At 44.7% G+C, this 23,816-nt stretch carries 20 protein-coding genes, 1 tRNA gene and 1 rRNA gene; 5 read left to right on the forward strand and 17 right to left on the reverse strand.

The window, feature by feature from the left end; genetic code table 11:
- From L4C34_RS05980 to L4C34_RS06005, 6 genes are all read right to left on the reverse strand, one after another.
- Positions 1 to 258 (reverse strand): 16S ribosomal RNA (locus tag L4C34_RS05980); the annotation flags it as partial.
- A 590-nt stretch (positions 259 to 848) separates the two neighbouring features.
- Complete coding sequence (locus L4C34_RS05985) at positions 849 to 2,102, reverse strand: HD-GYP domain-containing protein (RefSeq protein ID WP_428788438.1); 1,254 nt, start codon at positions 2,100 to 2,102, stop codon at positions 849 to 851.
- Between the two features lie 526 nt (positions 2,103 to 2,628).
- Entirely contained in the window at positions 2,629 to 2,928 is a 300-nt protein-coding gene (locus L4C34_RS05990; RefSeq protein WP_428788439.1) for a hypothetical protein, read from the reverse strand.
- A gap of 475 nt (positions 2,929 to 3,403) precedes the next feature.
- Positions 3,404 to 4,243 (reverse strand): HNH endonuclease, encoded by an 840-nt coding sequence (locus L4C34_RS05995; protein WP_428788440.1) that lies wholly within the window; start codon positions 4,241 to 4,243, stop codon positions 3,404 to 3,406.
- Between the two features lie 69 nt (positions 4,244 to 4,312).
- Positions 4,313 to 4,759 carry a hypothetical protein gene (locus tag L4C34_RS06000; RefSeq protein WP_428788441.1) on the reverse strand — a complete coding sequence of 149 codons (447 nt, stop codon included), beginning with the start codon at positions 4,757 to 4,759 and terminating at the stop codon, positions 4,313 to 4,315.
- 65 nt (positions 4,760 to 4,824) lie between these two features.
- Complete coding sequence (locus L4C34_RS06005; RefSeq protein WP_428788442.1) at positions 4,825 to 5,298, reverse strand: hypothetical protein; 474 nt, start codon at positions 5,296 to 5,298, stop codon at positions 4,825 to 4,827.
- Between the two features lie 239 nt (positions 5,299 to 5,537).
- On the opposite strand from L4C34_RS06005, the gene L4C34_RS06010 reads away from it, so the two are divergent.
- Positions 5,538 to 6,149: a hypothetical protein gene (locus L4C34_RS06010; protein ID WP_428788443.1), complete on the forward strand. Its 612-nt coding sequence runs from the start codon at positions 5,538 to 5,540 to the stop codon at positions 6,147 to 6,149.
- 99 nt (positions 6,150 to 6,248) lie between these two features.
- Here the strand turns inward: L4C34_RS06010 and L4C34_RS06015 are convergent, their stop codons facing one another.
- From L4C34_RS06015 to L4C34_RS06045, 7 genes are all read right to left on the reverse strand, one after another.
- Positions 6,249 to 6,713 carry a hypothetical protein gene (locus tag L4C34_RS06015; protein ID WP_428788444.1) on the reverse strand — a complete coding sequence of 155 codons (465 nt, stop codon included), beginning with the start codon at positions 6,711 to 6,713 and terminating at the stop codon, positions 6,249 to 6,251.
- Positions 6,714 to 6,804: 91 nt separating this feature from the next.
- Entirely contained in the window at positions 6,805 to 8,775 is a 1,971-nt protein-coding gene (locus L4C34_RS06020; RefSeq protein WP_428788445.1) for an AAA family ATPase, read from the reverse strand.
- 80 nt (positions 8,776 to 8,855) lie between these two features.
- Positions 8,856 to 9,167 (reverse strand): hypothetical protein, encoded by a 312-nt coding sequence (locus L4C34_RS06025; RefSeq protein WP_428788446.1) that lies wholly within the window; start codon positions 9,165 to 9,167, stop codon positions 8,856 to 8,858.
- 41 nt (positions 9,168 to 9,208) lie between these two features.
- Positions 9,209 to 9,454: a hypothetical protein gene (locus L4C34_RS06030; RefSeq protein ID WP_428788447.1), complete on the reverse strand. Its 246-nt coding sequence runs from the start codon at positions 9,452 to 9,454 to the stop codon at positions 9,209 to 9,211.
- A gap of 116 nt (positions 9,455 to 9,570) precedes the next feature.
- Positions 9,571 to 10,305, reverse strand: coding sequence for a hypothetical protein (locus L4C34_RS06035; RefSeq protein WP_428788448.1), 735 nt, complete (start codon positions 10,303 to 10,305; stop codon positions 9,571 to 9,573).
- Positions 10,306 to 10,359: 54 nt separating this feature from the next.
- Positions 10,360 to 11,388, reverse strand: coding sequence for a tyrosine-type recombinase/integrase (locus L4C34_RS06040; RefSeq protein WP_428788449.1), 1,029 nt, complete (start codon positions 11,386 to 11,388; stop codon positions 10,360 to 10,362).
- Between the two features lie 112 nt (positions 11,389 to 11,500).
- Positions 11,501 to 11,585: transfer RNA gene (locus L4C34_RS06045), tRNA-Leu, on the reverse strand.
- A 190-nt stretch (positions 11,586 to 11,775) separates the two neighbouring features.
- Between L4C34_RS06045 and L4C34_RS06050 the strand changes: the two genes are divergently transcribed.
- Positions 11,776 to 12,246 (forward strand): RDD family protein, encoded by a 471-nt coding sequence (locus L4C34_RS06050; protein WP_428788710.1) that lies wholly within the window; start codon positions 11,776 to 11,778, stop codon positions 12,244 to 12,246.
- A 46-nt stretch (positions 12,247 to 12,292) separates the two neighbouring features.
- Here L4C34_RS06050 and lptG read toward each other — a convergent pair whose 3' ends face one another.
- Positions 12,293 to 13,363, reverse strand: a complete 1,071-nt coding sequence (gene lptG, locus L4C34_RS06055; RefSeq protein WP_428788450.1) for an LPS export ABC transporter permease LptG — start codon at positions 13,361 to 13,363, stop codon at positions 12,293 to 12,295.
- Between the two features lie 3 nt (positions 13,364 to 13,366).
- A complete protein-coding gene (gene lptF, locus L4C34_RS06060) occupies positions 13,367 to 14,470 on the reverse strand; it encodes an LPS export ABC transporter permease LptF (protein ID WP_428788451.1) in 1,104 nt (367 codons plus the stop codon).
- 180 nt (positions 14,471 to 14,650) lie between these two features.
- On the opposite strand from lptF, the gene pepA reads away from it, so the two are divergent.
- The 3 genes from pepA (at position 14,651) to L4C34_RS06075 (ending at position 19,779) form a co-directional block, all read left to right on the forward strand.
- A complete protein-coding gene (pepA, locus tag L4C34_RS06065; protein ID WP_428788452.1) occupies positions 14,651 to 16,159 on the forward strand; it encodes a leucyl aminopeptidase in 1,509 nt (502 codons plus the stop codon).
- Positions 16,160 to 16,256: 97 nt separating this feature from the next.
- Entirely contained in the window at positions 16,257 to 16,706 is a 450-nt protein-coding gene (locus tag L4C34_RS06070) for a DNA polymerase III subunit chi (RefSeq protein WP_428788453.1), read from the forward strand.
- Positions 16,707 to 16,905: 199 nt separating this feature from the next.
- Positions 16,906 to 19,779 (forward strand): valine--tRNA ligase, encoded by a 2,874-nt coding sequence (locus L4C34_RS06075; protein ID WP_428788454.1) that lies wholly within the window; start codon positions 16,906 to 16,908, stop codon positions 19,777 to 19,779.
- Between the two features lie 151 nt (positions 19,780 to 19,930).
- Here L4C34_RS06075 and L4C34_RS06080 read toward each other — a convergent pair whose 3' ends face one another.
- Both L4C34_RS06080 and rapA read right to left on the reverse strand, forming a co-directional pair.
- Complete coding sequence (locus tag L4C34_RS06080; protein WP_428788455.1) at positions 19,931 to 20,668, reverse strand: pseudouridine synthase; 738 nt, start codon at positions 20,666 to 20,668, stop codon at positions 19,931 to 19,933.
- A gap of 92 nt (positions 20,669 to 20,760) precedes the next feature.
- The gene (gene rapA, locus L4C34_RS06085; protein WP_428788456.1) at positions 20,761 to 23,670 is read right to left on the reverse strand and encodes an RNA polymerase-associated protein RapA; all 2,910 of its coding nucleotides are present in this window, start codon (positions 23,668 to 23,670) and stop codon (positions 20,761 to 20,763) included.
- Positions 23,671 to 23,816 lie beyond the last annotated feature (146 nt).

Genomic DNA, 23,816 nt, shown 5'->3' on the forward strand with positions numbered 1-23,816 from the left:
TCACCAACTAGCTAATCCCACCTAGGCGTATCCAATAGCACAAGGCCCGAAGGTCCCCTGCTTTGCTCCAAAGAGATTATGCGGTATTAGCCATCGTTTCCAATGGTTATCCCCCTCTACTGGGCAACTTCCTAGGCATTACTCACCCGTCCGCCGCTCGTCAGCGAATTAGCAAGCTAATTCCTGTTACCGCTCGACTTGCATGTGTTAGGCCTGCCGCCAGCGTTCAATCTGAGCCATGATCAAACTCTTCAATTTAAGATTTTGTCGGCTCAATGAATACTGACTTCAAAACTAATCTTCATGTAAACATGAARATGTAACTTTAAAGCTATTACCATTCCAACAGAATGGTAATGAATTGACTGTGCCAAATAACGCCTCTCTCTAAAGAAAGTCATTATTCGTATTGGTCACTCAGTTCATTGATACCTAAAGTGCTTCTAAGAAGCTGCTTGACCGCTCTTTATAAAAAGAACAGAAAAGCCTTTGGATTATCATCAACGAGTGCCCACACAGATTGATAGGTTTAAATTGTTAAAGAGCTTACTTCGAGATACTCTCGAAGTGGACGGGTATTCTAGCGAGTTAAGTTTGAGTGTCAACCACGTTCCTTAAAACGCGTTAAGCACTTGGCTTAGCTAGGTAACCTGCTAACTCGTTCTTCGTTTCTTGCGAAGCCTTCCCGTGTCAGCGAGGGTGCATTATAGAGATCGAACGTTGCTTGGCAAGTGTTATTTGAATAAAAAACTTCAACAGATTAAGACTTAACCAAAACATAGAATGAACAATAACTGCACACAGATTACCGACAAGTTACTAACAAAAACCTGTGGGTAACCTGCATATCAATCGTCACTATCGAAGAAATAAGAAACTCGAGAACGGGGATTTAGGTACTCTTTTACTTTATCTGGCAACTTATTCGGAAGGATAGCATTCACAATCTTGATATCCTTATCTTGCAGCTCAATGATTGGGGCTTGTGTGCGGGGAACGGAGGGATCATAAATCAGAACATTAGGAAACAATATAGCTTTACTATTAACAGAGATAACTAAGCCAACCATTTGGTTGGATAGTTGCACGACGGTTCCCGGAGGGTAAACCCCCATGAACTTGATTAATATATTGAGGTTGTCATTGTTGTAACGCTTTTTACAGTTCTTGTATAAATGCGAAAGTGCAACATAAGGAATTTTTTGCTGCGAAGGAATACTCGGGTGACATAAGTTATCGTAGGCATTAGCCAATGCGACTATCTGAGATAATTCATCAATCTCTGCTTCCTTTAACCCTTCAGGATAACCAGTACCATCATTTAGCTCATGGTGCTGAGCAATCACCAATTTCGCACTATCAGGAAACACCGGCATGTTGTTTGCCAAATCTAAACCGTATTTGGTGTGTAGCTTTAGATAGTTTTTTTCGGGCTCAGTCAAAGCCGTTTGCTTACGAATTATAGTCGTGGGAACTTTAAGTTTGCCTATATCATGGAATAAAGCAGAGAAAGACAGCTCCTTGATGCGCTCTGCCGTTAAACCTTTTGCTTTACCTATCATCATGGCAATAACAGCAACGTTTAAACAGTGGAAATACACATCTTCAAATTCACTTTTACTGTTTATCAAGTGTAGCGTGACATGATCGTCACTAAGCAATTTATCAACAATATCACTCACAAGCTGCGTCGCATCACCCACAGCCTGTTCAGGGCGGCTACGGATCTTGTTCATTATCGCTCGCATTTGCGACATCGAACGTTCAAATTCTTTTTCACAATTGACGACACGCCTGCGATAAGCATTAAGTTTCTCGATCCGTTCCTGCTTCTCTTCCCACAGCTTCTTAGCCTCAAGATCTATTTCTTCTTTGTTCACACTCTCCACTTTCGCCACAGTATCTGGAGGTAATGGTTTAGTATCACTTTGGCTTAAGTTTAAAAACACATGCTCAATGCCAAGGTGACGGATCATTTTTATCTGTTCTTCACTTTTTATTTTAAAGCTGTTGAACAAGAAAGGGTGATCGTTCCACTTAACTGGAAGTCGAATATGTAATCCTGGCTGAAGACGATCAACGGTGATCTTTATACTCGCCACAACAAACACTCTCTCCTTTCATACGCACACCCATCGCCCATAAACCGAAATTGAGATTTATACAAAAGAGAGTGCGAGTGTTAAATTATCAGTTAAGTATAAGCTCCACCTCCCCAGACAGTGAGATGATAAGCCCATCACTAAAAGATAGCTAACCTACCCCAACTCGCAACCAAGATGTCGACTGAATTTACAAAACTAGGCGTAAGATCAAAAAGTTAGAGTTTAGTAACTTATTCTTTAATTTTTAAGCTAACGCTGCCTACTACTACAAATTTCATTATCAATGAGTGTTTTCAACAAGGTAAGATCGTTGCATTATAAGAGAAAAGACCTATATGTTTTTACATAAAGGGTTACAAGGATATAAGCCATATCCCTCATACGATCTGAACTACATAACACTTCACAAACCATTAGATATGGAACATAGGGCAATGAACATCTTGTTTCAATGGGTTTCGGGCTGTTCTGGTTGAGTGCTTCTGAGGTTGATTTACGTCACATTACGATAAAAGTGGTTACTTCATTCCGCTCTATGACTTAGCTGCTCGCGTAACCAGTAAACAGCTTCTTCTTCATTGGTAACGTATTTAGTTGAGACTGAGTCATCTCCGTACTTATCAATTACCATTTTCTGTACTTGGTTAGCGGTCAATATCGCTTGACATTTCAGATTTTTATCCAAAAAGTGTGGCACACTTTGTTCTAAATAATCACCCACCTCAGGCGTACATAACTCCCAGTTACGGTAGTCGTTTAGCAACCCCAATTCTTGATTGTGAAATCTCTCCTCAGCGTGCTGATATAACTCATCGACAAACAAACGAGCTCCAGTTAAGTTTCACGAACCAGACGGACGACCAATGATGATATTCTCGTGGCAGAGCTCTAGCCTAAACACTATGTCCCCATGGATATTCTTCTGTTTTTCTACACTCCCAAGAAAAAGCCATGGTGGAAAAGATGGTAATGAGGCCTGTATCATTCTAGCCTACCTAAGCCTTTGGATAACTTAAGTCTCTTTCTATTAAGAGGAAAAAAGTGCAGATAACAGAGAAGGAAAATCAGATCAATTTTTGGTTGTACTAGATACAATAAAGCCCCGACGTAAGTCGAGGCTTTATCATTTAAATATGGTACCGGTGGGCGGACTTGAACCGCCACGCCCGAAGGCAACGGATTTTGAATCCCGCTATAGCGGTTTACACCGTAATCATAGGGTAGTTAACGCCTTGTTTCAATTGGTTTCGGTCTGTTCTGGTTAAGTGTGTCTTAGGTAGGTTTACGTTAAATTACGTCTAATTACTCCTCAATAGGCTTTGAAACTTTTCTCTATGGTGTTCGAGATAGACATGGTTTTTGTCGGAAAAAGTATGTTTTTTCTCTCTACACACCCTCCACGAGTTCAGAGCTTCTTCAGCTTTAGGGTTAACCAACATAACACCTTCTTTATCAAAAGAAATAAGGTGACTATCAAACAGTTTGTCGATATGTGGAGCTAAAAGTAATCCATTGTGACCATCTAGTTTCTCGTCATCATTAGCCTCTACCCAAGGTTTAATGTGACTAGCAATAAGAATGGATGGCTCTATCTCCTTCACCTCTGTAACGACACAGGAGTTATTACAAACCCACTTTACTGCCTCTCTGAAGTAATTTTGCCCACGCCGCTGCTGTACCTGACCTGACTTACTAGTCTCAGATGGTCTTTGGTATTGAATAGATGGTTTAATCGAAAGAGACGGATCACTCGTTAGAGTCGAAATGATAAAACACTTCTGTTCTTCATCAAAGTCAAAGAAAATTTTGTCCACATCAGGGATTAAATTCTTAAGCTTCAAAATATCACTAACAGGGTGAAGCAATAGGAAAGGCGTGACGCTAGACGGCTTCTTAGAGAGTTTCAATTGGAAACTTTCTCCGTCTACACATGCTATTATACACCCAGAATCTTGATCAACTATTGAGCGGTCAAAAAAGAAAGGGGAAAATGCCTTAGGTATCGGGGTTTTCTTCGCATTTATGGTAGTTATATCGACGGTCTTAACCGCTTCCCAGCTACTATTGATCAGCCATGAGCTTATCTTACAGGGATAACTAATACTGCCATCCTGCTCTTCCGTTTTATCTTCTACCATTTTTATAACCTCCTCATCAACCTATACCACATTGTTCTTTTTAGATAGCTACATTATCAAATCAACAAACTATACCCAACTGCGACGAGAAGCCATTAAAGTAAGGACATATAAAGCCAAGGCCACAAAGTTCACACCTATTGCCCATGGATCGTTTGGGTGAAGCGCTATTTGAAATTCACTACCAAAGTAACCGAAGCTGTTAACACCACTTTCGTAAACTCTTGTCGCCAAGTTTGCGCCAGCGCTAAACTGATAGTAGAGAAAAGGAGTCGATAGCCAAGGCACTTGAACCAAAAGCGCTCGTTTTAAGCGCTTTGTATTAGCTTTGTTGCGCGCAAAGATAAGTCCAGCAACCAAAATATAAACGTAGAGCAAAAAGCTTATCACTAATACGAGATAGGGCTCCCAACTCGACAACCCACCCCGCCTGAACACCAGAAGTACAATGGATGCGCCCGAAAAGCCGCCACCTATTGTCATTATTAGTAGAATTGATTCCAGTATTCTTCTCATGTCTATCATACCTCTGCTTAAAAAATCGGACATATCGCCCCCTCATAAAAGTAAATACGGTCGAGCTATGTACTTGCCACAGGTCTCTTATAGTTATCATTATTACTTCGGAAAACTTTTAAAATGAGAAGATATAAAGCTAAAGCAACAAAGTTCACACCTATTGCCCAAGGGTAATGTGGGTTAATTTCGAACCCAAACGAATTACCAAAGTTGGTGTAACCGTTCACTCCGTGTGCGTATCCTATTACCGTCCAATCTACGCCAGCACCAAACCTATAGAAGAGAAATGGAGAGGATATCCAAGGGACTTGGAGTAGAAGTGCTCGCTTTAGGTGTTTCATTTTGGTTTTGTTATGAGCAAACATCACTCCTGCGATCACTACATATACTTGGAGCAACAATGCTACCCCTATGACAAAGTAATCGCCTCCTGACGGCTCATTCATATGAGAAAACTTCATGTGTATCTCGTCTATGCCCGCAAAACCACCACCAATGGTCATCATTAATAAGATTGGTTCCAGTATTTTTTTCATGCTCGCCTTGCCCTCAATATAAAAGGAGGCTCATATTAACCTAACCCTCTTCAAGTGAACAGAATTAGACTAGATGAACCCTATCCCTCCAATAGCTGCGCCATCTTCAGATCGTATTCACCAGTAGCAGAAAATACCGTAGATACGATATAGTCACGCCTCGACTACAGAGTTATATGCTCAGCGATTACACAAAGAGTAGTCATGTACCTTTTCACACCACCACAAGGCAGTAGCTTATGACCCTTGAAGAACAAATTAAAAAGTTATTCGATATAGGTATAACGCTCAATGAAGGGGTTACAATTGATCACTTACTTTCGTTTTGTCCTAGACAAAGATATGAAGATGAACCATTTGATTTAATCATGGTCATCTATGGTTTTGAAATCGATGAAGAACCTTGGGGACGCTACATGTGTGACCAAGTATGGCACTTCGATTGTGAAGCAATATATGACGACGGTTCATATACCGAAATCGTTACGCAGTTCCATAGAATCACTGGTAAAGCTAAGCGGATCGAGGGGCTGAGGGATAGCGTGGACATTTCCGATTCTCATGCGACATTACACTATGAAGTTGATGGCGTGAAAAGAACGTTAGAGCCCGTAATTGATGATGATTGGGCAGACACTCAAGCTGTAGCCACAATCATGGAGGACTTGTGTGAGCCCGGCTATGATTTCTACCCTGTGGACAACGGCCAAGGGAGTGCTTGGTTTTATCTTACCTCAGGGCACGCTATGGCACTGAACAACCTCGCTAACAATATTTTCAACCTCAATAAAGAGCTACCTTACTACCACGCCTACCCTCCCAAGAAAAAACCATGGTGGAAAATATGGTAGTAAGTATTTAAAGATTTGGGGGAGTAAATGGCGCGCAGTGCTACCAAAGCCGTCATATGGTTATAGTTTAAAGCCCTAAAATGGCTTTCCCTCAGCCTTTTAGACCAGCATCTCCTCGATCTCTTCAAGCTTCCGCTCCAGCTCCGTTACTTCATAAATCTTCATTCGTTTTTCAACTAGAGTAACCAATACTTGTGCGACATCAGGGGCGATCTTTCCCTCGCTGGTTTCTTTTAGGATGGTATTCACCAGCTCTAGTGGTGTGGCGTTTTCGTCTAAGTCCAGAAAGACAGGTTCGTAAGTCGGCTTGGGCTTTGGCCATACACGATCCAGCAGCAGTTTGAGATAAACCGCACTATCTTCACCAGCGGGAGAAAATGCCTTAGATGCGATATGCCCTAAAATAGCTTTCTCTACATCTTCATTACTGTCCTGCTCTCCCAACTCTAAAAGCTTCGATTCCCGAACCGCGTCATACAAAAGCGTTGCTCTCGCCTTCCCTCGCTTGCTTTTGCTCCCTGCGTTTTTCGCCGTTTCACTATTAAATGAGGTATTTGATAACACTGTATGCTCCCGTTAAAAACCCGCTACTTCATCTTTTCCTAATTGCGCGCGCGGTCGCGCCCCTTAGGGGAAACACCGCGCGCGCAACTTTTCACGACGCTATTTGAGTAAAATATGAACCTTCATTTTCATCTATAACACCTTTCTCCATACATCCATTTAACCATCGGGAAAGGCTTTTAGTTGAGATGCCCTGAGCTTTTAGATCATCCCTAACCATTCCCCTTGTCGTCGGATGTCCTGCTTGCTGCCTAGCTCTTACAACCTGATAAACCATTTGTTCGGTATCAGTTAGCCTTGTCTCTTGCTGTTCTTCCTCCACTGGTGGTTCTTCTCCCACGTTGGAGGCTACCAAGGTCTGAACCTCATCACCGTCCGAGTCCGTGAACAAGGAGACAGGAGCCATACGAAACATTTGCTGCGGCTTTTCTTTATCGTCTTTGGCTTTGGTACTAGTGAGAACAAAAGCGGGAGCATCGTCTTTCACTCGATCTACTCGATATTCAAAATCACATGCTGCTCTTAGTGCGGACGAACCACGTGCTCTTTCCTTGTCGGCTACCCCGCTGTGATGAACTACTATCACCGTGGCGCCAACATGAGATTTCATGCGATCACAGGCTGCGACAAATCGGCTCATATCTTCCGTTTTATTTTCATCGCCAGAGCCAAAGCAGCGCGCCAAGGTATCAATGATCACCAATCCAAACTTAACCCCAATACTATTGCTTTTCTCTTCCATTGTACGGATAAGCTGATCAATATCTGCAACGCTGCCCATCGCCACAGGATGGTCTAAGCGGTATAAGTTCTCGATAGGTTTACCGTTGTTATACGTATCCGCCAATGCTTTGATTCGCCTAGGGACACCGATGCCCCCCTCACCAGCAATATAGAGAACTGGTGTTTTATTCACTCTTTGACCATTCCAAGGTTTTCCCAAGGCTACGTGAACCGCCCAGCTCAGCGCATGAAAAGACTTAAATGATCCACTCGCGCCGTAGACCATGCCTAGTGAGTTCGCGGGTAAGTACCCTTTAATCAGGTAGCTAAATTCAATATCGAATCCATCAAAGCCGTTCACCAAGTGGAATACATTCTTTTGCTTGAGCTCTTGGCTAACTTCCTTCCCGCTGGTGCCCTTTAATCTCTCAACGGCTTGGGCAATATCACCGCCGTTCTGGCGATAATCATCCCAATCACCAAACACAGGCGGGAGGAAAACTTGCTCGTTATGTTGTGCTGCTGCCCTAGCTTTCTTCTCGCCTACTCCGCTTTCGTCGTTATCTGCCATAAATACCAACGGTAGGCCATGTGCTCTCAACTGATTGGCTACTGGCTTGAGGTTCCCAGCATCAAAGCATACTCCTACGGCCTCTTCCCGCTGGTGAGCAAGCCATACACTTACGCCAGTAGCGAAACCTTCAACTAGTAATATCTTGCTTGGGTTGTCAGCACCTAGCAGATAATAACATCCTCGTTTCTGGCCACCTGCGAGATAACGCTTATCCCCCTGGTCATTAATGAGCTGTACATTAACGTCGTCGATTCCATTCGACACCGGCACTATAAGACTACCAGCGGGAAAAGAAATGCCTCCAACCGTTACGGCTGAATTAATGGAGTCCACTTCTATGCCATTTAAGCCTCGATTTTCTAGATAAGGGTGATCGTCGCGAACAACCGAGTTAACTAAGAGTGCTTTTGCTTTCTTCGCAGCTTTGACTTGCTCTTGTCCATTACTGTTATTAGCTACCCTTGGCACTAACGGCCTTGAATAGTGATCGCTCATTACCTGTTGAGCTGCCTTTATGGGATCGCCCCCATTTAACTTAGTCACCAAGTTAAAAGCATCACCGCCGCCACACCCACGGCATTCATATACCCAGTTATCTTTCATCACCCACGAAAAGCGATCTCTTCCACCACATGAAGGACAAGGAGCGCCAATATTTGGCTTGTGAGGTAACTCGATACCGAGGCCAGCGAGAATAGATAGCTCCTTTCCCCGCATGTCATTTCTGACCTGTGAAAAATCACAGCTTTGATTTGAGCTATTCATTTACATATACTCGTAATTGAAAGGGCTGGCGGTTCGGTCTGCAAACTTTTACCACCAGCATGATTGGAAGAGGCTTTAGGCTATTGCTTAGAGCCTTTTTTCTTTTCTAGATACTCTGCTCGCTGTTCTTGCGTCATCCAGATTTGATCAACTTTATGATATGGCACCTCTCCTGTTTCTGGGCATTTGGCTTTCACGTGCGAGAGTGAAAACTCCACCTTCTTACGGCTTAGACCCGCTGCGATACTATGAAGGTTTCCGATACCGATATGCCGCGCGTTTCTGGTATGGAGCTTTAACCCGCTGAGCATGATGCGGACTACATAGTTAACCTGTGTCTCGCTTGCTCTCGGCTCTGGATAACCCAGTTCAATACATTTTTCTTTATACATAGTTTTCCTTTTCTATCAGTAAGTCGCTTCTGAGCCATGGCTTATGGCTGAACCTGTTTCTGTTCTGGTAGTTCGCCAGCCATCCAAAGCGAAAACAGTTTCACGTTGATGTAACCACGCTTACCTACACGCTTGTAGCAACGACTTAACCCTGTGCGTTCCTCACGCTTCCAGATCAAAGCTTTAAGCTGAGTGGGGTTGAATTGTGGGTATTGGTTTGGCACCTCCTGAGTAGGAATCCAGTTAGTTAGGTCTATTGAAAGTTCGGTCAATTGGTCGTTGGTCATTGGGTTTTGTTCCCATTTTGTTGCGGTTCATTCATATTATTAGAAACAACACACGAATATTAGGGACACTTCACTCCAATCTATGCTTATCTTTTGGGACAGCTGTCCCCCTTAAATTATTCAATAGTCTTCTCACTTTGCTTTACCCAGTCGTCAAACTCTTGTTTAGAATATGCGGCGTTACCCGTTTTTGTGACTCCTGAATATGTTCTATTTACACTTCGAAGTTCACTTTTACACTCGCCTATATATACGTTGAAAAAACGCTCAAGTGGAATTTTATTATCTGGGTCGTCACTTGGTTTGGTTGGCGCGATATTGTTTAACATCAGAAGCTTGCAAATACCCCCCACAAACCATTGCTTAGCCGTTAACTTAGTGCGAGCTCTGCTTAATTGCTCGTCTAGCTTATCTCGCTGAACTACTTGCCGCCTGATGCTGCTTTCGAGCTTAGTGAGCATCTCAAGCCATTCTGATGCTTCAGGATGATTTGGGTGATTGTGAACAAACAGCGACTTACTGATTTCATTGATAGCGATAGTCAAGCTCTCAATTGTATTGTTTATGACTTGAGCCTTCTCTCGAAGAGTATCTTCGTTTAAAGCATCATTCACCTGATCATGGTACTTTAGGTTTTCCTTCCAAATACAAGCAAAATACGCAATATTCACAGCATAACTAGGCACTTTGTGCCTATCGCTAGTTTTGTTCCATCTTAGTATTGCTCTTAAACCGAGCGCTTGGAGAGATTCGAGCATCAACTGTTTGTCATTATCACTAACAGCTAAACTATCTATTTCGTACCAAAATAGTTGCTCTACCTTTTCTCTTTCTTTCTGCTTATTTTTCATATAGACCCATGCGTTCCTAAAGTGGGCATAGTTACTAGTTCGACCCTACCAACACTAAATATTCATCAACTGAGTGCGGCCAACACTCCCAAACACGCGATCCGTTAAGCTAGCTTTATGCCCAACACACAAATGCGAGTAACGCTGTGTCATGGTGATGCTTTTATGCCCTAGTACCTCCGCGATTTCCAGCAGTGAGGCACCATTCATCGCTAGCAAGCTCGCGCAGCTGTGGCGCAGATCGTGAAAGCGAAAGTTATCTATTCCCGCCGCCTGTAATGCCTTGCGCCAGTAAATATCAAAGTTCTTAAAGTAGGCGTTGGGATCGCTAGGTTTCGGAAACAAAAAACCGCCCACCTGACGAAACTTCATTAGCTCAGCAACTACATCCGCCGTTAAAGTCAAGATACGTTGCTGGCCATTTTTGGTTTCGCCCAAGTGAGCGGTTCGTTGTTTAAAGTCTATTTGTGACCAATCCAAGCTGACAAGTTCAGTTCGCCTTGCGCCGGTGGTGATCGCCATCAGCACCAGCAAGTACAGCTGATCCCAATTCGATTGTTTCGCTGCTTCTAGCAGCCTTGGTAATTCGTTATCGGTGAGAAAGCGAGTTCGGCCGTTGTTCTCCGAATACTGGCGAATGCCCTTCGCGGGGTTATAGTCTGCGTCGAGTTCATCATTGAGATAAACGTACAATGCGCTTAACGCGGCCTTGTAACGGTTGAGAGTAGCTGGCTTGAGGGTTTTGGCGAGGGTCTTTAGCTCGCGCTTAACGTCTTGGCGGGTGATCTTACCAACGGGAGTAATACTAAATGCGTTAGACCAATATCCTAGCCGCTGGTGCTTAGACTGATCTTTTCCCGTGTATTGCGCTAAATACTGAGTAACAGCATCGCAAAAGCTGAGGTTATTGAGTGTTTGATTAGTTAGGACGTGCGCAAGATTGTCATCCGTAAGCAATTGTGCTTGGAATAACTGGGCTTGTTTTTTATTTTTGAAAGTTCGGCTGAATCGAGAACCGTCTCGCATAAATTCGATTTTATACGTGGTTTCGCGTTTGCCTTTTCGGACTTGAATATCTGGCATGTACACCCCTTTACGTCAAATTACGATAAATACGTAACCGCATAACTGGGAGACAAAAAGAAATGACCTATCGATTCACCTCTAACTCTATGACCAATAAGAGAAAAAGAGATGGTACCGGTGGGCGGACTTGAACCGCCACGCCCGAAGGCAACGGATTTTGAATCCGTCGTGTATACCAATTTCACCACACCGGCATCTTTGGGCTGTTGCCCTTTGATGGTTCGCATTATACGTAACAGGCTTAGGCATGCAAGCGCAAAAGTGATAAATACCAACTGTTTGGACAATAAGTAGCCACACAGCTCATTATTACAAGTTCTATCCCTTTTTCTTCCCGATATACGGCGATACTATTTTATGACCACAATGTTGGAGAAAACCATTATGAACAGTACCGCGATTTTACCTCAAGCAGGATTATTCCGCAGGATTGGAGCGCTTAGTTATGATTGCCTTATCATCATAGCGATTGAAATGATTGCCGTAGGAGTGGTTGTCGCGATACTGCAAGCCTCGGTTAAATTTCAAGTCTTTAGTTATCAGCCCTATCTCGACATTGCAGATTTTTTAACGCACCAGCCGATTTGGAGCTTTGCATATAAAGTTTACCTCGTGGCTGTCTGGCTCACCTTTTTAATCTTCTTTTGGACAAAAGCAGGCCAAACTCTAGGCATGCGAGCTTGGAAAATAAAAGTAGTTAACCAACAAGGGGAAAATATCTCCGCGCTACAAGCTTTGATCAGAGTACTCACATCCATTTTTGGACTCGCAAACCTAACCATCTTGTTGGACCCGAAAAAAAGAGGACTGCAAGATCTCCTATCAAAGACACGCGTGGTCGTTCTGCCCAAATAAAAAAGGAAGTGCTCAGCACTTCCTTTTTTATTGTATCGTTATCCGCTTACAACTTGCGCCTTAATAATAACAAGGCAATACCAAGCGCGACAAAGCTCGGCGCGATTGCACCCACCGCAGGCGGAAAGCCATACACCAAACTAAGCGGGCCAAAAAATTCACTCGCAATATAAAACGTAAAGCCTGCAATAACGCCAGATAGAATCCTGGCGCCCATCGTCACACTACGTAGAGGACCAAAAATAAACGACAGCGCCATCAACATCATCACTGCAATAGAAAGCGGCGAAGATACTTTACGCCATAGCGCTAAATCATATCGGGAGGCATCCTGATCTGAAGCCTTCAAGTAACCGACGTAATCATAGAGGCCGCTCAGCGACAATTCTTCAGGTTTGACCGTCACCACAGCCAACTTGTCCGGCTCAAGTGAAGTTGTCCAAACTTGTTTGGAGACATGACGCTTAACTAGCTTATCTGGGTTTGCCATACTCGTTATCTGAACATCTTTCATCATCCAGTGATGCTCGGAGACAAAGCTAGCCTCTTTGGCATATATAGTACTGGTAAGGTGCTTATTTTTATCAAAGCGCCACATGTTCAATCCGTAGACTTTGTCTTTATTCACTCGGCCAATAAACATAAAGTCATTAGAATCTCGCGCCCATACCCCATTACGCTCAGAAAATATTTTACCATTTGAGGTGGCGAAAGCGCGCAAATCCCGCGCCATTTTCTGCGCTTGTGGAGCGCCCCACTCGCCGAGCAGCATCACCAAAATCATCAAAGGCACCGCTGTTTTTAACACTGATAAGCCGATATCAAGTTTAGAAAACCCCGAGGCTTGCATAACAACTAACTCAGAGCTCGATGCCAACATACCTAGGCCAATCAAGGCCCCCAACAAAGCAGCAAGAGGAAAAAACATCTCAATATCACGAGGAACACTGAGAATCACAAAATACAGCGCTTGAACCAAATCATAGGTTCCTTCACCAATCTTTCTCAATTGCTCGACATACTTGATGATTGCCGATAAGCCAACGAAGGTAATCAGCACCAACGATGTAGTCGCGATAATCGTTCTGCCGATATATAAATCAAGGATCTTAAACACCGCTTAGGCTACCTTCTTTCTTTGTTTAATAGACTGTTTCAGCTTTCTCATTGGCACACTATCCATAGAATTAGCAATCATTGCGGCAAATAATAACGCTGCATTGGCTGGCCACATCCCAACGGAAATAGGAATCGAGCCGTCTTCTATTCCCGATTTCATTGCACTAATGAGCAAGAAGTAGGTCAGGTAAATAAGGATCGCAGGCCCCATCTTGGCAAAACGTCCTTGACGAGGGTTAACTGCCGACAAAGGTACCACTAACATAGTTAATAGAGGGATGCACACCACCAAGGAAATACGCCACTGCAATTCCGCTTGCGCTCTAGGATCTTTATTTTGCAACAGAGCGAATGTCGGCATTGCATTCCAGTCCAAGCCTGGCTTACCAACGGCTCGTTTACCAATCACACCCGAGTATTGATCAAACTTGGTGTTCATATAGCTCAATTGAGTAGGTACGCCTTCATAGCGTGTGCCGTCAAACAAAGTGATAACTTGTCGCCCTGTACTGGATTCACTAATGTTGCCAGTATGCGCGAACATCACGCTAGGCAGCACTGAGTCTCTTGGCTGCAACTGAGCAACGAACACATTGGTGAGCTTTTTATCTTTAATATCGTCGATAAAAATAACCGACGAACCATCTGGTGTACGGTTAAATGTGCCTTTTTTCACTAGCTCAACGGTATCTTCCGCAGCAACTTTCGCCGTAATTTTTGCCACTTCTTGTTGGCTCCATGGTGATAACCAAAATGAGTTAAAAGAAGCAAATGCAGCAGTAATCAGCGCCAAGTATAGAGCGGCATGAATCAAAAACTTATTCCCCATCCCCGTCGCATTCATGACCGTTATTTCACTTTCCGCATACAGACGACCAAAAGTAAGCAAAATACCCACGAAAATACTGAGTGGCAGCATTAGCTGCCCCATCGATGGCATGTTCAAACCCACTAACGTAACAATTAAGTTAGCAGGGATATTTCCATCAGAAGCTTGTGCTAATACCTCAATGAATTTTTGGCTAAGGAAAACCAAAAACAGCACGAAAAATATTGCCAGTTGGCTCTTGAGTGTCTCTCGGATCAAATATCTAACAATAATCACTCTGAAATTACCTAAACAAAACTTGTATTTTTAATCGAATCACTATAATTTCCCGTTGAACCATATTATTTCTTAATTTTTTTCTAACTGTTAGTAAAACTTGCTCATTCTCAGATTCAACAGGTGAGACTACATTATCTAACATTTAGTTCGATTTGTCTTCAGGATGTAGGAGTACGCATGGAGTTCAGTGTAAAAAGTGGTAGCCCAGAGAAACAACGCAGCGCATGTATCGTTGTGGGCGTATTTGAACCACGTCGCCTTTCTCCAGTAGCTGAACAACTGGATAAAATCAGTGATGGCTATATTAGTTCATTACTGCGCCGCGGCGATCTAGAAGGTAAACCTGGGCAGATGCTGCTGCTTCATCAGGTACCTGGCGTCTTATCTGAGCGCGTTTTGTTGGTTGGCTGCGGTAAAGAACGCGAGCTTGGCGAACGCCAATATAAAGAAATTATCCAAAAAACCATCAGCACGCTTAACGAAACAGGCTCAATGGAAGCGGTTTGCTTCTTAACTGAGCTGCACGTGAAAGGACGTGATACGTACTGGAAAGTGCGTCAAGCGGTAGAAGCGACTAAAGATGGCTTGTACACTTTTGATCAATTCAAAAGTAACAAACCAGAAACTCGCCGCCCACTACGTAAACTAGTATTCAATGTGCCAACGCGCCGTGAATTGAACATCGGTGAGAAAGCGATTACCCATGGTTTAGCGATTTCTTCCGGTGTCCGCGCCTGTAAAGATCTTGGCAACATGCCACCAAACATTGCTAACCCCGCTTACCTTGCTTCACAAGCACGCCGTTTAGCCGACGACTTCGACTCTGTCACCACTAAGATTATTGGTGAAGAAGAGATGGAAAAACTTGGCATGACGTCTTACTTGGCCGTCGGTCGTGGGTCTAAAAATGAGTCCATGATGTCTATCATGGAGTACAAAGGTAGCCAAGATCCAGAAGCGAAACCAATCGTTCTACTCGGTAAAGGCCTAACCTTCGATGCTGGAGGTATTTCATTGAAACCAGGCGAAGGCATGGATGAGATGAAATATGACATGTGCGGTGCTGCGTCTGTTTTCGGCACCATGAAAGCACTAGCCAAGCTGAACCTACCTATTAATGTTGTGGGTATCTTAGCCGGTTGTGAAAACATGCCTGGCAGCAATGCATATCGCCCAGGCGACATTCTCACGACAATGTCGGGACAAACGGTTGAAGTACTGAACACCGACGCCGAAGGCCGTTTGGTTCTGTGTGACGCACTGACATACATTGAACGCTTTGAGCCAGAATGTGTCGTCGATGTTGCAACCCTAACGGGTGCGTGCGTTATCGCGTTAGGTCATCACATCAGTGGCGTAGTATCCAACCACAACCCGCTAGCGCATGAAGTCATCAATGCATCTGAGCAAGCCAGCGACCGTGCATGGCGCCTACCAATGGCCGATGAATACCATGACCAGCTAAAAAGCCCATTTGCCGATATGGCAAACATTGGTGGACGACCTGGCGGCACCATCACAGCGGGCTGCTTCTTGTCGAAGTTCACCAAGAAATACCATTGGGCGCACCTTGATATTGCAGGCACAGCTTGGAAATCAGGCGCAGCAAAAGGCTCAACCGGTCGACCAGTCTCGTTATTGGTCCAATTCCTGTTGAATCGCAGCGGCCAAGAAACAGAAGAATAATTCTTCTACGAAAAAGGGCCAAACGGCCCTTTTTTATTATGTGAACTTTATTATGTAAACTTTTGTTCTCTGAACTTTGTTACGTCCGAGCGACACAATGGCAAGCGCAACGTTTTACCTCATTGCAGACAATACTCCACAGGCAACGCCTGAGGGTTTATTGGAGTACACTCTGTTTTTGGCCCAGCACTTTGCTCAGCAAGGAGCAAAACTGTTCGTAAACTGTCAAGATAGAACTCACGCTGAACTGCTCGCGGAACACTTTTGGTCGGTGGAACCTAACCAGTTTTTGCCACATAATTTAGTCGGCGAAGGCCCAAAGCAAGCAACCCAAATTGAGATCGGGTTCCAAGGCATCAAACCTACGTGGAATCGGCAGTTAATTATAAATCTGGCCAATGTTCATACAACCTTTGCGCAGCAGTTCCCAGAGGTGGTAGACTTCGTTCCTTGCGAACAGAAAGCAAAGCAACTCGCTCGCGAAAGGTATAAAATCTATCGTCAAGCTGGATACCAACTACAAACGATCGAAATTAACCCTAAATAGCAGTCAATCTTTATAGTTAAGCTCTCCCTTGAGAGAGTTCACTTATAATGATTGGCATAGATTAACCTGAGTACAATTCCCCTAAGTAATCGGGGTTGTAGCACGGCGATAAGTAGAGTAAACCTTCTCCATATCTCCATATGTCGGAAGTAAACCAACGCAGCTACAACGTCGAGTAAAACGGGACAAAATGAGCGCTATGGAAAAGACATATAACCCAACTTTAATCGAACAAGCTTTATATCAAGCTTGGGAAGAAAAAGGCTACTTCAAGCCACACGGCGACACATCAAAAGAAGCTTACAGCATCATGATCCCGCCACCGAACGTCACTGGTAGCCTGCACATGGGCCACGCGTTTCAAGACACGATCATGGATACACTGATCCGTGCCGAGCGTATGAAGGGAAAGAATACCCTTTGGCAAGTTGGTACAGACCACGCTGGTATCGCCACTCAAATGGTTGTTGAACGTAAGATTGCAGCCGAAGAAGGCAAAACCAAACACGACTACGGCCGTGAAGCGTTCATCGATAAAATCTGGGAATGGAAAGCTGAATCTGGCGGCACCATCACTCAACAGCTTCGTCGTTTAGGCGCATCTGTTGACTGGGAACGTGAACGATTCACGATGGATGATGGTCTATCCGCGGCAACTCAAGAAGTCTTTGTCCGTCTATACGAAGAAGATCTCATCTACCGTGGCAAACGTCTCGTTAACTGGGATCCTAAACTTCATACTGCGATTTCAGATCTTGAAGTTGAAAACAAAGATAAAAAAGGTTTCATGTGGCACTTCCGTTATCCACTAGCTAACGGTGTTAAAACGGCTGATGGTAAAGACTACATCGTCGTCGCGACAACTCGCCCAGAAACTATGCTTGGCGATACAGGTGTTGCGGTTAACCCAGAAGATCCACGTTACAAAGATCTAATTGGTCAACACATTGAGCTACCAATCGTAGGTCGTCTAATTCCTATCGTGGGCGACGAGCACGCAGACATGGAAAAAGGCACAGGTTGTGTAAAAATTACGCCTGCTCACGACTTCAACGATTACGAGGTAGGCAAGCGTCACAACCTACCAATGATCAACATCCTGACGTTCAACGCTGATATTCGTGATGCGGCAGAAGTATTCACCACGAACGGCGAAGAGAGCGATGTTTACGCAACAGAACTTCCTGCTAAGTATCAAGGCATGGAACGTTTTGCTGCTCGTAAAGCCATCGTTGCTGAGTTTGATGAACTTGGCCTACTTGAAGAGATAAAAGATCACGACCTAACGGTTCCTTACGGAGACCGTGGTGGCGTAGTTATCGAACCAATGTTGACTGACCAATGGTACGTCCGCACCGCACCGCTTGCAGAACCTGCAGTTAAAGCAGTAGAAGATGGTCAAATCCAGTTCGTTCCGAAGCAATACGAAAATATGTACTTTGCGTGGATGCGTGACGTACAAGACTGGTGTATCTCTCGTCAACTTTGGTGGGGTCACCGCATCCCAGCATGGTACGACAACGATGGCAAAGTTTACGTCGGTCGCACTGAAGAAGAAGTTCGTGAGAAAAACAACCTAGCCCCTGTTGTTGTGCTTAAGCAAGACAACGACGTTCTGGATACATGGTTCTCTTCGGCACTTTGGACATTTGGCACACAAGGCTGGCCTGAAGACACGGAAGCACTTAAAACCTTCCACCCATCTGAGGTTCTAGTATCCGGCTTCGATATCATCTTCTTCTGGGTTGCTCGCATGATCATGATGACCATGCACTTCGTGAAAGACGAAGACGGCAAAGCACAAGTCCCGTTCAAAACAGTTTACATGACGGGTCTAATCCGTGATGAAAACGGCGACAAGATGTCGAAATCGAAAGGTAACGTACTTGACCCAATCGACATGATTGACGGAGTTGGCCTTGAAGATCTGGTGAAAAAGCGTTGTGGCAACATGATGCAGCCTAAGCTGGCCGCTAAGATCGAAAAGAACACCCGTAAGACCTTTGAAAATGGCATCGAACCATACGGTACCGATGCACTGCGTTTCACTCTTGCTGCCATGGCTTCTACTGGCCGTGATATCAACTGGGATATGAAACGCTTAGAGGGTTACCGTAACTTCTGTAACAAGCTATGGAACGCAAGCCGTTACGTATTAATGAACACAGAAGAACACGATTGTGGTATGTCTCTATCCGGTGCAGAGCGTGCCAATATGGAGTTCTCTCTTGCTGATAAGTGGATTGAATCTCAGTTTGAAGTTGCCGCGAAAGAGTTTAACGCTCACCTAGAGAACTACCGCCTAGATATGGCAGCAAACACGCTGTACGAATTCATCTGGAACCAATTCTGTGACTGGTACCTTGAACTAACAAAACCTGTCCTTTGGAAAGGAAGCGAAGCTCAGCAGAAAGCCACTCGCTACATGCTGATCACCGTACTAGAAAAGACATTGCGTCTTGCTCACCCTGTATTGCCTTACATTACTGAGTCTATCTGGCAAAGCGTTAAGCCTCTAATCGATGGGGTTGAAGGCGAAACCATCATGACTCAAGCGCTGCCTCAGTTTAATGAAGACAACTTCAATGCGGAAATTGTTGAAGATATCGAATGGGTTAAGACTTTCATCACCGCTATCCGTAATCTACGTGCGGAATACGACATTGCGCCTAGCAAAGGTCTATCCGTCATGATCAAAGTCGCAGACGAAACAGACGCCGCTCGTATCGAAGCAAACAAGATTGTCTTGAACTCTCTTGCGAAGCTAGACGATATTAAAGTGCTCGTTGACGGTGAAGAAACACCAGCCTGTGCAACTAAACTCGTTGGTAAATCCGAGCTGATGATCCCAATGGCGGGTTTGATCGACAAAGATGCTGAACTTGCTCGTCTTGATAAAGAAGTGGCAAAAACGCACGGTGAAATCAAGCGTATCGAAGGTAAGCTAGGTAACGAAGGTTTCGTTGCAAAAGCGCCTGAAGCCGTTATAGCGAAAGAACGTGAAAAACTTGAAAGCTACCAAGAAACGCTTGTTAAGCTGGAAGAGCAAAAAGCAACAATCGCAGCGCTTTAATTCCAAATAGCGTTAGAACGAAAAAGGCAGCCTTAGCTGCCTTTTTTATTACCTAAAGCTTGGTGACCACATGTTTATCTAGCTCGTCTACTCAATACAAACTACCATAGTATTTCGTCTAGGGCGTGTTACGTATTTCAGTTCAACCACACTAGCAACGTGGCAACTTTTTATAGTCTGGCAACGTCGGCTCAGCGCTAAAGTGCTCAAAGATCTGCGCTTTAGCCTCTGAGTAAAATTCACAGGGAATAAAGTGACTCGTTAAAGCGTGACTAGTCGGATGATAGAAGCTGAGCTCTGCAGCATGCAACTGCAAACGCTCGGAATAAGCCAGCGCCTCTTCGGAGGCATAAAACTCATCGCCAACAATCCCATGCCCTATCGCCTGCATATGTACACGCAGCTGATGAGAACGCCCAGTAATTGGCAGCAAACGGACAACGGTGGTTTTCTCCTCACGCTGTACGACCTGATATAAGGTCTTAGACGGCTTACCGTGCTCAAAACACACTTTTTGTCTTGGCCGCTGTGGCCAATCACAAATTAAAGGCAGCTCGACGCACCCTTCGTCATCAGCAACCAGCCCCCAAACACGTGCGTAGTAAACCTTGTGGGTTAAACGGTACTGAAATTGTTTTTTCAGCGCCCGCTCTGCAGCTTTATGCTTGGCGAGCAACATTAAGCCCGACGTCGACATATCCAAGCGGTGGACTACTTGAATTTCAGGATACTCAGCCACAAATCGGCTCCATAAACTGTCATAGTGTTCCGCTAGTTTACCTGGGACAGAAAGTAGCCCCGGCGCCTTATTGGCAATCAAAATATCATCGTCTTCAAATGCGATATCTAGCCAAGGTGTGGTTGGCGGAGAGTATTCAAGCATAGCCATAAAGGATCTCTAGTAGTGCAGGTGAAAGGTTGAAAAGCTCAGCTGAGAACAATAAAGCAAAGGGCCTTATTCCAAGGCCCTTCTTCTATCGATTAATTGTGTGACACCACAATCAAACGCAAACTATCAAGCTGCATTTGAGCGCCACTTATATAACCCGCTAACGCAGAAATTTGGCTTTCGATGGCCGACAATTCCTCATCGCGAATATTTGGGTTCACCGCTTTCAGAGCTTGCAAACGCTCCAGCTCTCCACCCAGTTTGTCTTTCATTTCACGCTCAGCAAGCTGCTTCACTTCATCCACCTTAGCCATCACGTGAGTATCACCGCTGTCGATCAACGCATGTACTTGGCTCTGTACAGACGCCACAATCTTACTGCCCATATGACGGTTAACTGGCGATAACTGGCGATTAAAGTTTTCAAACTCAACTTGAGCAGATAAGTCATTACCTTTACCGTCCAAAATCACTCGAATCGGCGTCTTAGGCAAAAATTGATGGATGCCACTATTTTTAGGCGCTTGCGCGTCAACTACATACACCAGCTCAAGTAAAATAGTACCGACTGGTAACGCTTTGTTTTTCAGAAGAGATACAGCTGAAGCCCCAACTCCTTCACTCATGATCAAATCAATACCGCCTTGAATCATCGGATGTTCCCAGCTCATGAAGTTCATATCTTCACGAGACAGCGCCGTATCACGATCGAAGGTGATGGTTGCCCCCTCATAAGGCAGACCAGGGTAGCTTGGTACCATCATGCGCTCAGATGGCGTCACGACTAAGGCATTTTCACCTTTGTCTTCTTGGTTAAGGCCAATGGTATCAAACAGGCCTAACGCAAACGTGACCAAATTGATATCGCCATCTTTCGCCGCAATATTGTCTACGATCTGTTGAGCTTGCTCACCGCCATTCGAGTGCATTTCAAGCAATCGGTCTCGACCTTGTTCTAACTGCCCTTTTAACTGCTGATTGAGCTTCGCCGACTCAGCAATCACTTCGCCTAACGGCTCATGATCGCCTGACGCTAACATTTCAATCAATTGATCCGCAAAGCGTTCGTATATCATGCGCCCTGTCGGGCAAGTTTCTTGAAAAGCTAACAGGCCTTCCGCGAACCAACGTGCCAATACTTCTTGCGCGGTATCTTTAAGATAAGGTACGTGTATATCAATATCACGCTGTTGACCAATACGATCTAAGCGGCCAATTCGCTGTTCCAACAAATCTGGGTTAAACGGTAAATCAAACATGACAAGCTGATTGGAAAATTGAAAATTTCGGCCTTCCGAACCAATTTCACTACACAAGAGCACTTGTGCTCCGCCCTCTTCTTGAGCGAAATACGCCGCCGCTTTGTCCCGTTCGATGATCGACATTCCTTCGTGGAAAACGGTAGCGCGAATACCCTCTCTCTCACGCAGTGCTTGCTCAAGCTGCAGCGCCGTGGTGGAACGTGACGCGATGACCAAGATTTTTTCGCTGCGTTTTTCCTTAACTTTTTCAATTAGCCAATTCACGCGTGAATCAAACTGCCACCAGCTGGCTTCATCACCTTCAAATTCTTGGAAAATTTCTTCAGGATAAAGGTTCTTCACAGCTCGAGCTTCAGCCGGCATTTTCCCGCCCAGCATCCCAGCAACGCGCATTGACGTCGCATACTGCGAAGGAATATCCATAGGCAGCAAGTGCACGTTTCGGTTTGGGAAACCTTGAATAGCCGCTCGGGTGTTTCTAAACAACACTCGGCCTGTGCCATGGCGATCCATTAAGTTATCGATTAATTCTTGTCGAGCTGAAACCTTTATCTCTTCCGGCTCGTCACTAGCGATAATGCGAAATAACGGTTCGACATCTTGCTCAGTTAGCAGTTCTGCAATTTGATTTTTAGCACTGTTTTCTAATGTTTCACCAGACAACAAGGCACTCACAGCGTCTGCAACGGGCTGATATTGCTGCTCTTCAGCAACAAACGCTTCATAATCGTAAAAACGGTCTGAGTCCAATAGACGCAGACGAGCAAAATGGCTTTCTCTGCCGAGCTGTTCAGGGGTCGCGGTCAGTAGCAGCACACCGGGCGTGTTGTCTGCCAAGCCTTCGACCACTTGATATTCACGGCTGGCTTTTTCTTGGTTCCACTCTAAATGGTGCGCCTCATCGACCACCAATAGATCCCATTCAGCTTCAATCGCTTGGGTCTGGCGTTTTTTGCTTTTCTTCAAAAACTCTAGTGAGCAGAGAACGTATTGCTGGGTTTCAAATGGATTGTCCGCCTCAGCGTATGCCTCGATGCAGCGCTCTTCATCAAAAATAGAAAAATGCAGGTTAAAACGACGCATCATCTCGACCAACCATTGATGCTGAAGGGTTTCTGGCACCACGATTAGAACGCGCTCAGCTCTGCCAGCAAGTACTTGCTGGTGAATAATCATGCCGGCTTCAATAGTTTTACCTAAGCCAACCTCATCGGCAAGGAGCACGCGAGGCGCGTGACGACGTCCAACTTCATGAGCAATATATAATTGGTGAGGAATTAAGCCGGCGCGAATGCCACACAGGCCTCGCATCGAACTTTTATGCTGCTCATATTGGTTCATCAATGCACGATATCGCAGCACAAAATTGTCCATCCGATCGATTTGACCAGCAAACAGTTTATCTTGAGGTTTATTAAAACGGATCTGGTTACTAAGCATGATTTCTCGCAGAACAATCTCTTGTTCTTGCGTATCTTCTCTTAGCCCGATGTAACTCATCACACCACGATTTTCGACAACTTGTTCGACTTGCAGTGACCACCCCTCTTGGCTTTGTACGGTATCACCAACATTGAACATGACTCGCGTCACTGGAGCTTCGCTAATTGCATAGACTCGATTTTCTTCCGATGCCGCAAACATTAATGTCACGGTACGAGCATCCACCGCCACTACGGTGCCTAAGCCTAAATCATTTTCCGTATCGCTTATCCAGCGTTGCCCCAAAGCAAATGTCATGAACGGGTTTCCTCACATTATTTTATAAACGAATCAGGTTATCAGAATCACATTTCAGCCACATGATAGAAGGCACCGATACGGTAAACCGCATTCAGCTGTGGCCATAAAAATGGTCGACAATCTTACTCGAAGCTGTGAACTAG

This window comes from Vibrio profundum, from assembly GCF_050337555.1.
GTDB lineage: Bacteria > Pseudomonadota > Gammaproteobacteria > Enterobacterales > Vibrionaceae > Vibrio > Vibrio profundum.

Coding starts and splice junctions, on each gene's coding strand:
- L4C34_RS05995 (WP_428788440.1), bottom strand. CDS start 4,243: ATGGTAGAAGATAAAACGGAAGAGCAGGATGGCAGTATTAGTTATCCC.
- L4C34_RS06000 (WP_428788441.1), bottom strand. CDS start 4,759: ATGAGAAGAATACTGGAATCAATTCTACTAATAATGACAATAGGTGGC.
- L4C34_RS06005 (WP_428788442.1), bottom strand. CDS start 5,298: ATGAAAAAAATACTGGAACCAATCTTATTAATGATGACCATTGGTGGT.
- L4C34_RS06010 (WP_428788443.1), top strand. CDS start 5,538: ATGACCCTTGAAGAACAAATTAAAAAGTTATTCGATATAGGTATAACG.
- L4C34_RS06020 (WP_428788445.1), bottom strand. CDS start 8,775: ATGAATAGCTCAAATCAAAGCTGTGATTTTTCACAGGTCAGAAATGAC.
- L4C34_RS06025 (WP_428788446.1), bottom strand. CDS start 9,167: ATGTATAAAGAAAAATGTATTGAACTGGGTTATCCAGAGCCGAGAGCA.
- L4C34_RS06030 (WP_428788447.1), bottom strand. CDS start 9,454: ATGACCAACGACCAATTGACCGAACTTTCAATAGACCTAACTAACTGG.
- L4C34_RS06035 (WP_428788448.1), bottom strand. CDS start 10,305: ATGAAAAATAAGCAGAAAGAAAGAGAAAAGGTAGAGCAACTATTTTGG.
- L4C34_RS06040 (WP_428788449.1), bottom strand. CDS start 11,388: ATGCCAGATATTCAAGTCCGAAAAGGCAAACGCGAAACCACGTATAAA.
- L4C34_RS06050 (WP_428788710.1), top strand. CDS start 11,776: ATGAACAGTACCGCGATTTTACCTCAAGCAGGATTATTCCGCAGGATT.
- pepA (WP_428788452.1), top strand. CDS start 14,651: ATGGAGTTCAGTGTAAAAAGTGGTAGCCCAGAGAAACAACGCAGCGCA.
- L4C34_RS06070 (WP_428788453.1), top strand. CDS start 16,257: ATGGCAAGCGCAACGTTTTACCTCATTGCAGACAATACTCCACAGGCA.
- L4C34_RS06075 (WP_428788454.1), top strand. CDS start 16,906: ATGGAAAAGACATATAACCCAACTTTAATCGAACAAGCTTTATATCAA.
- L4C34_RS06080 (WP_428788455.1), bottom strand. CDS start 20,668: ATGGCTATGCTTGAATACTCTCCGCCAACCACACCTTGGCTAGATATC.
- rapA (WP_428788456.1), bottom strand. CDS start 23,670: ATGACATTTGCTTTGGGGCAACGCTGGATAAGCGATACGGAAAATGAT.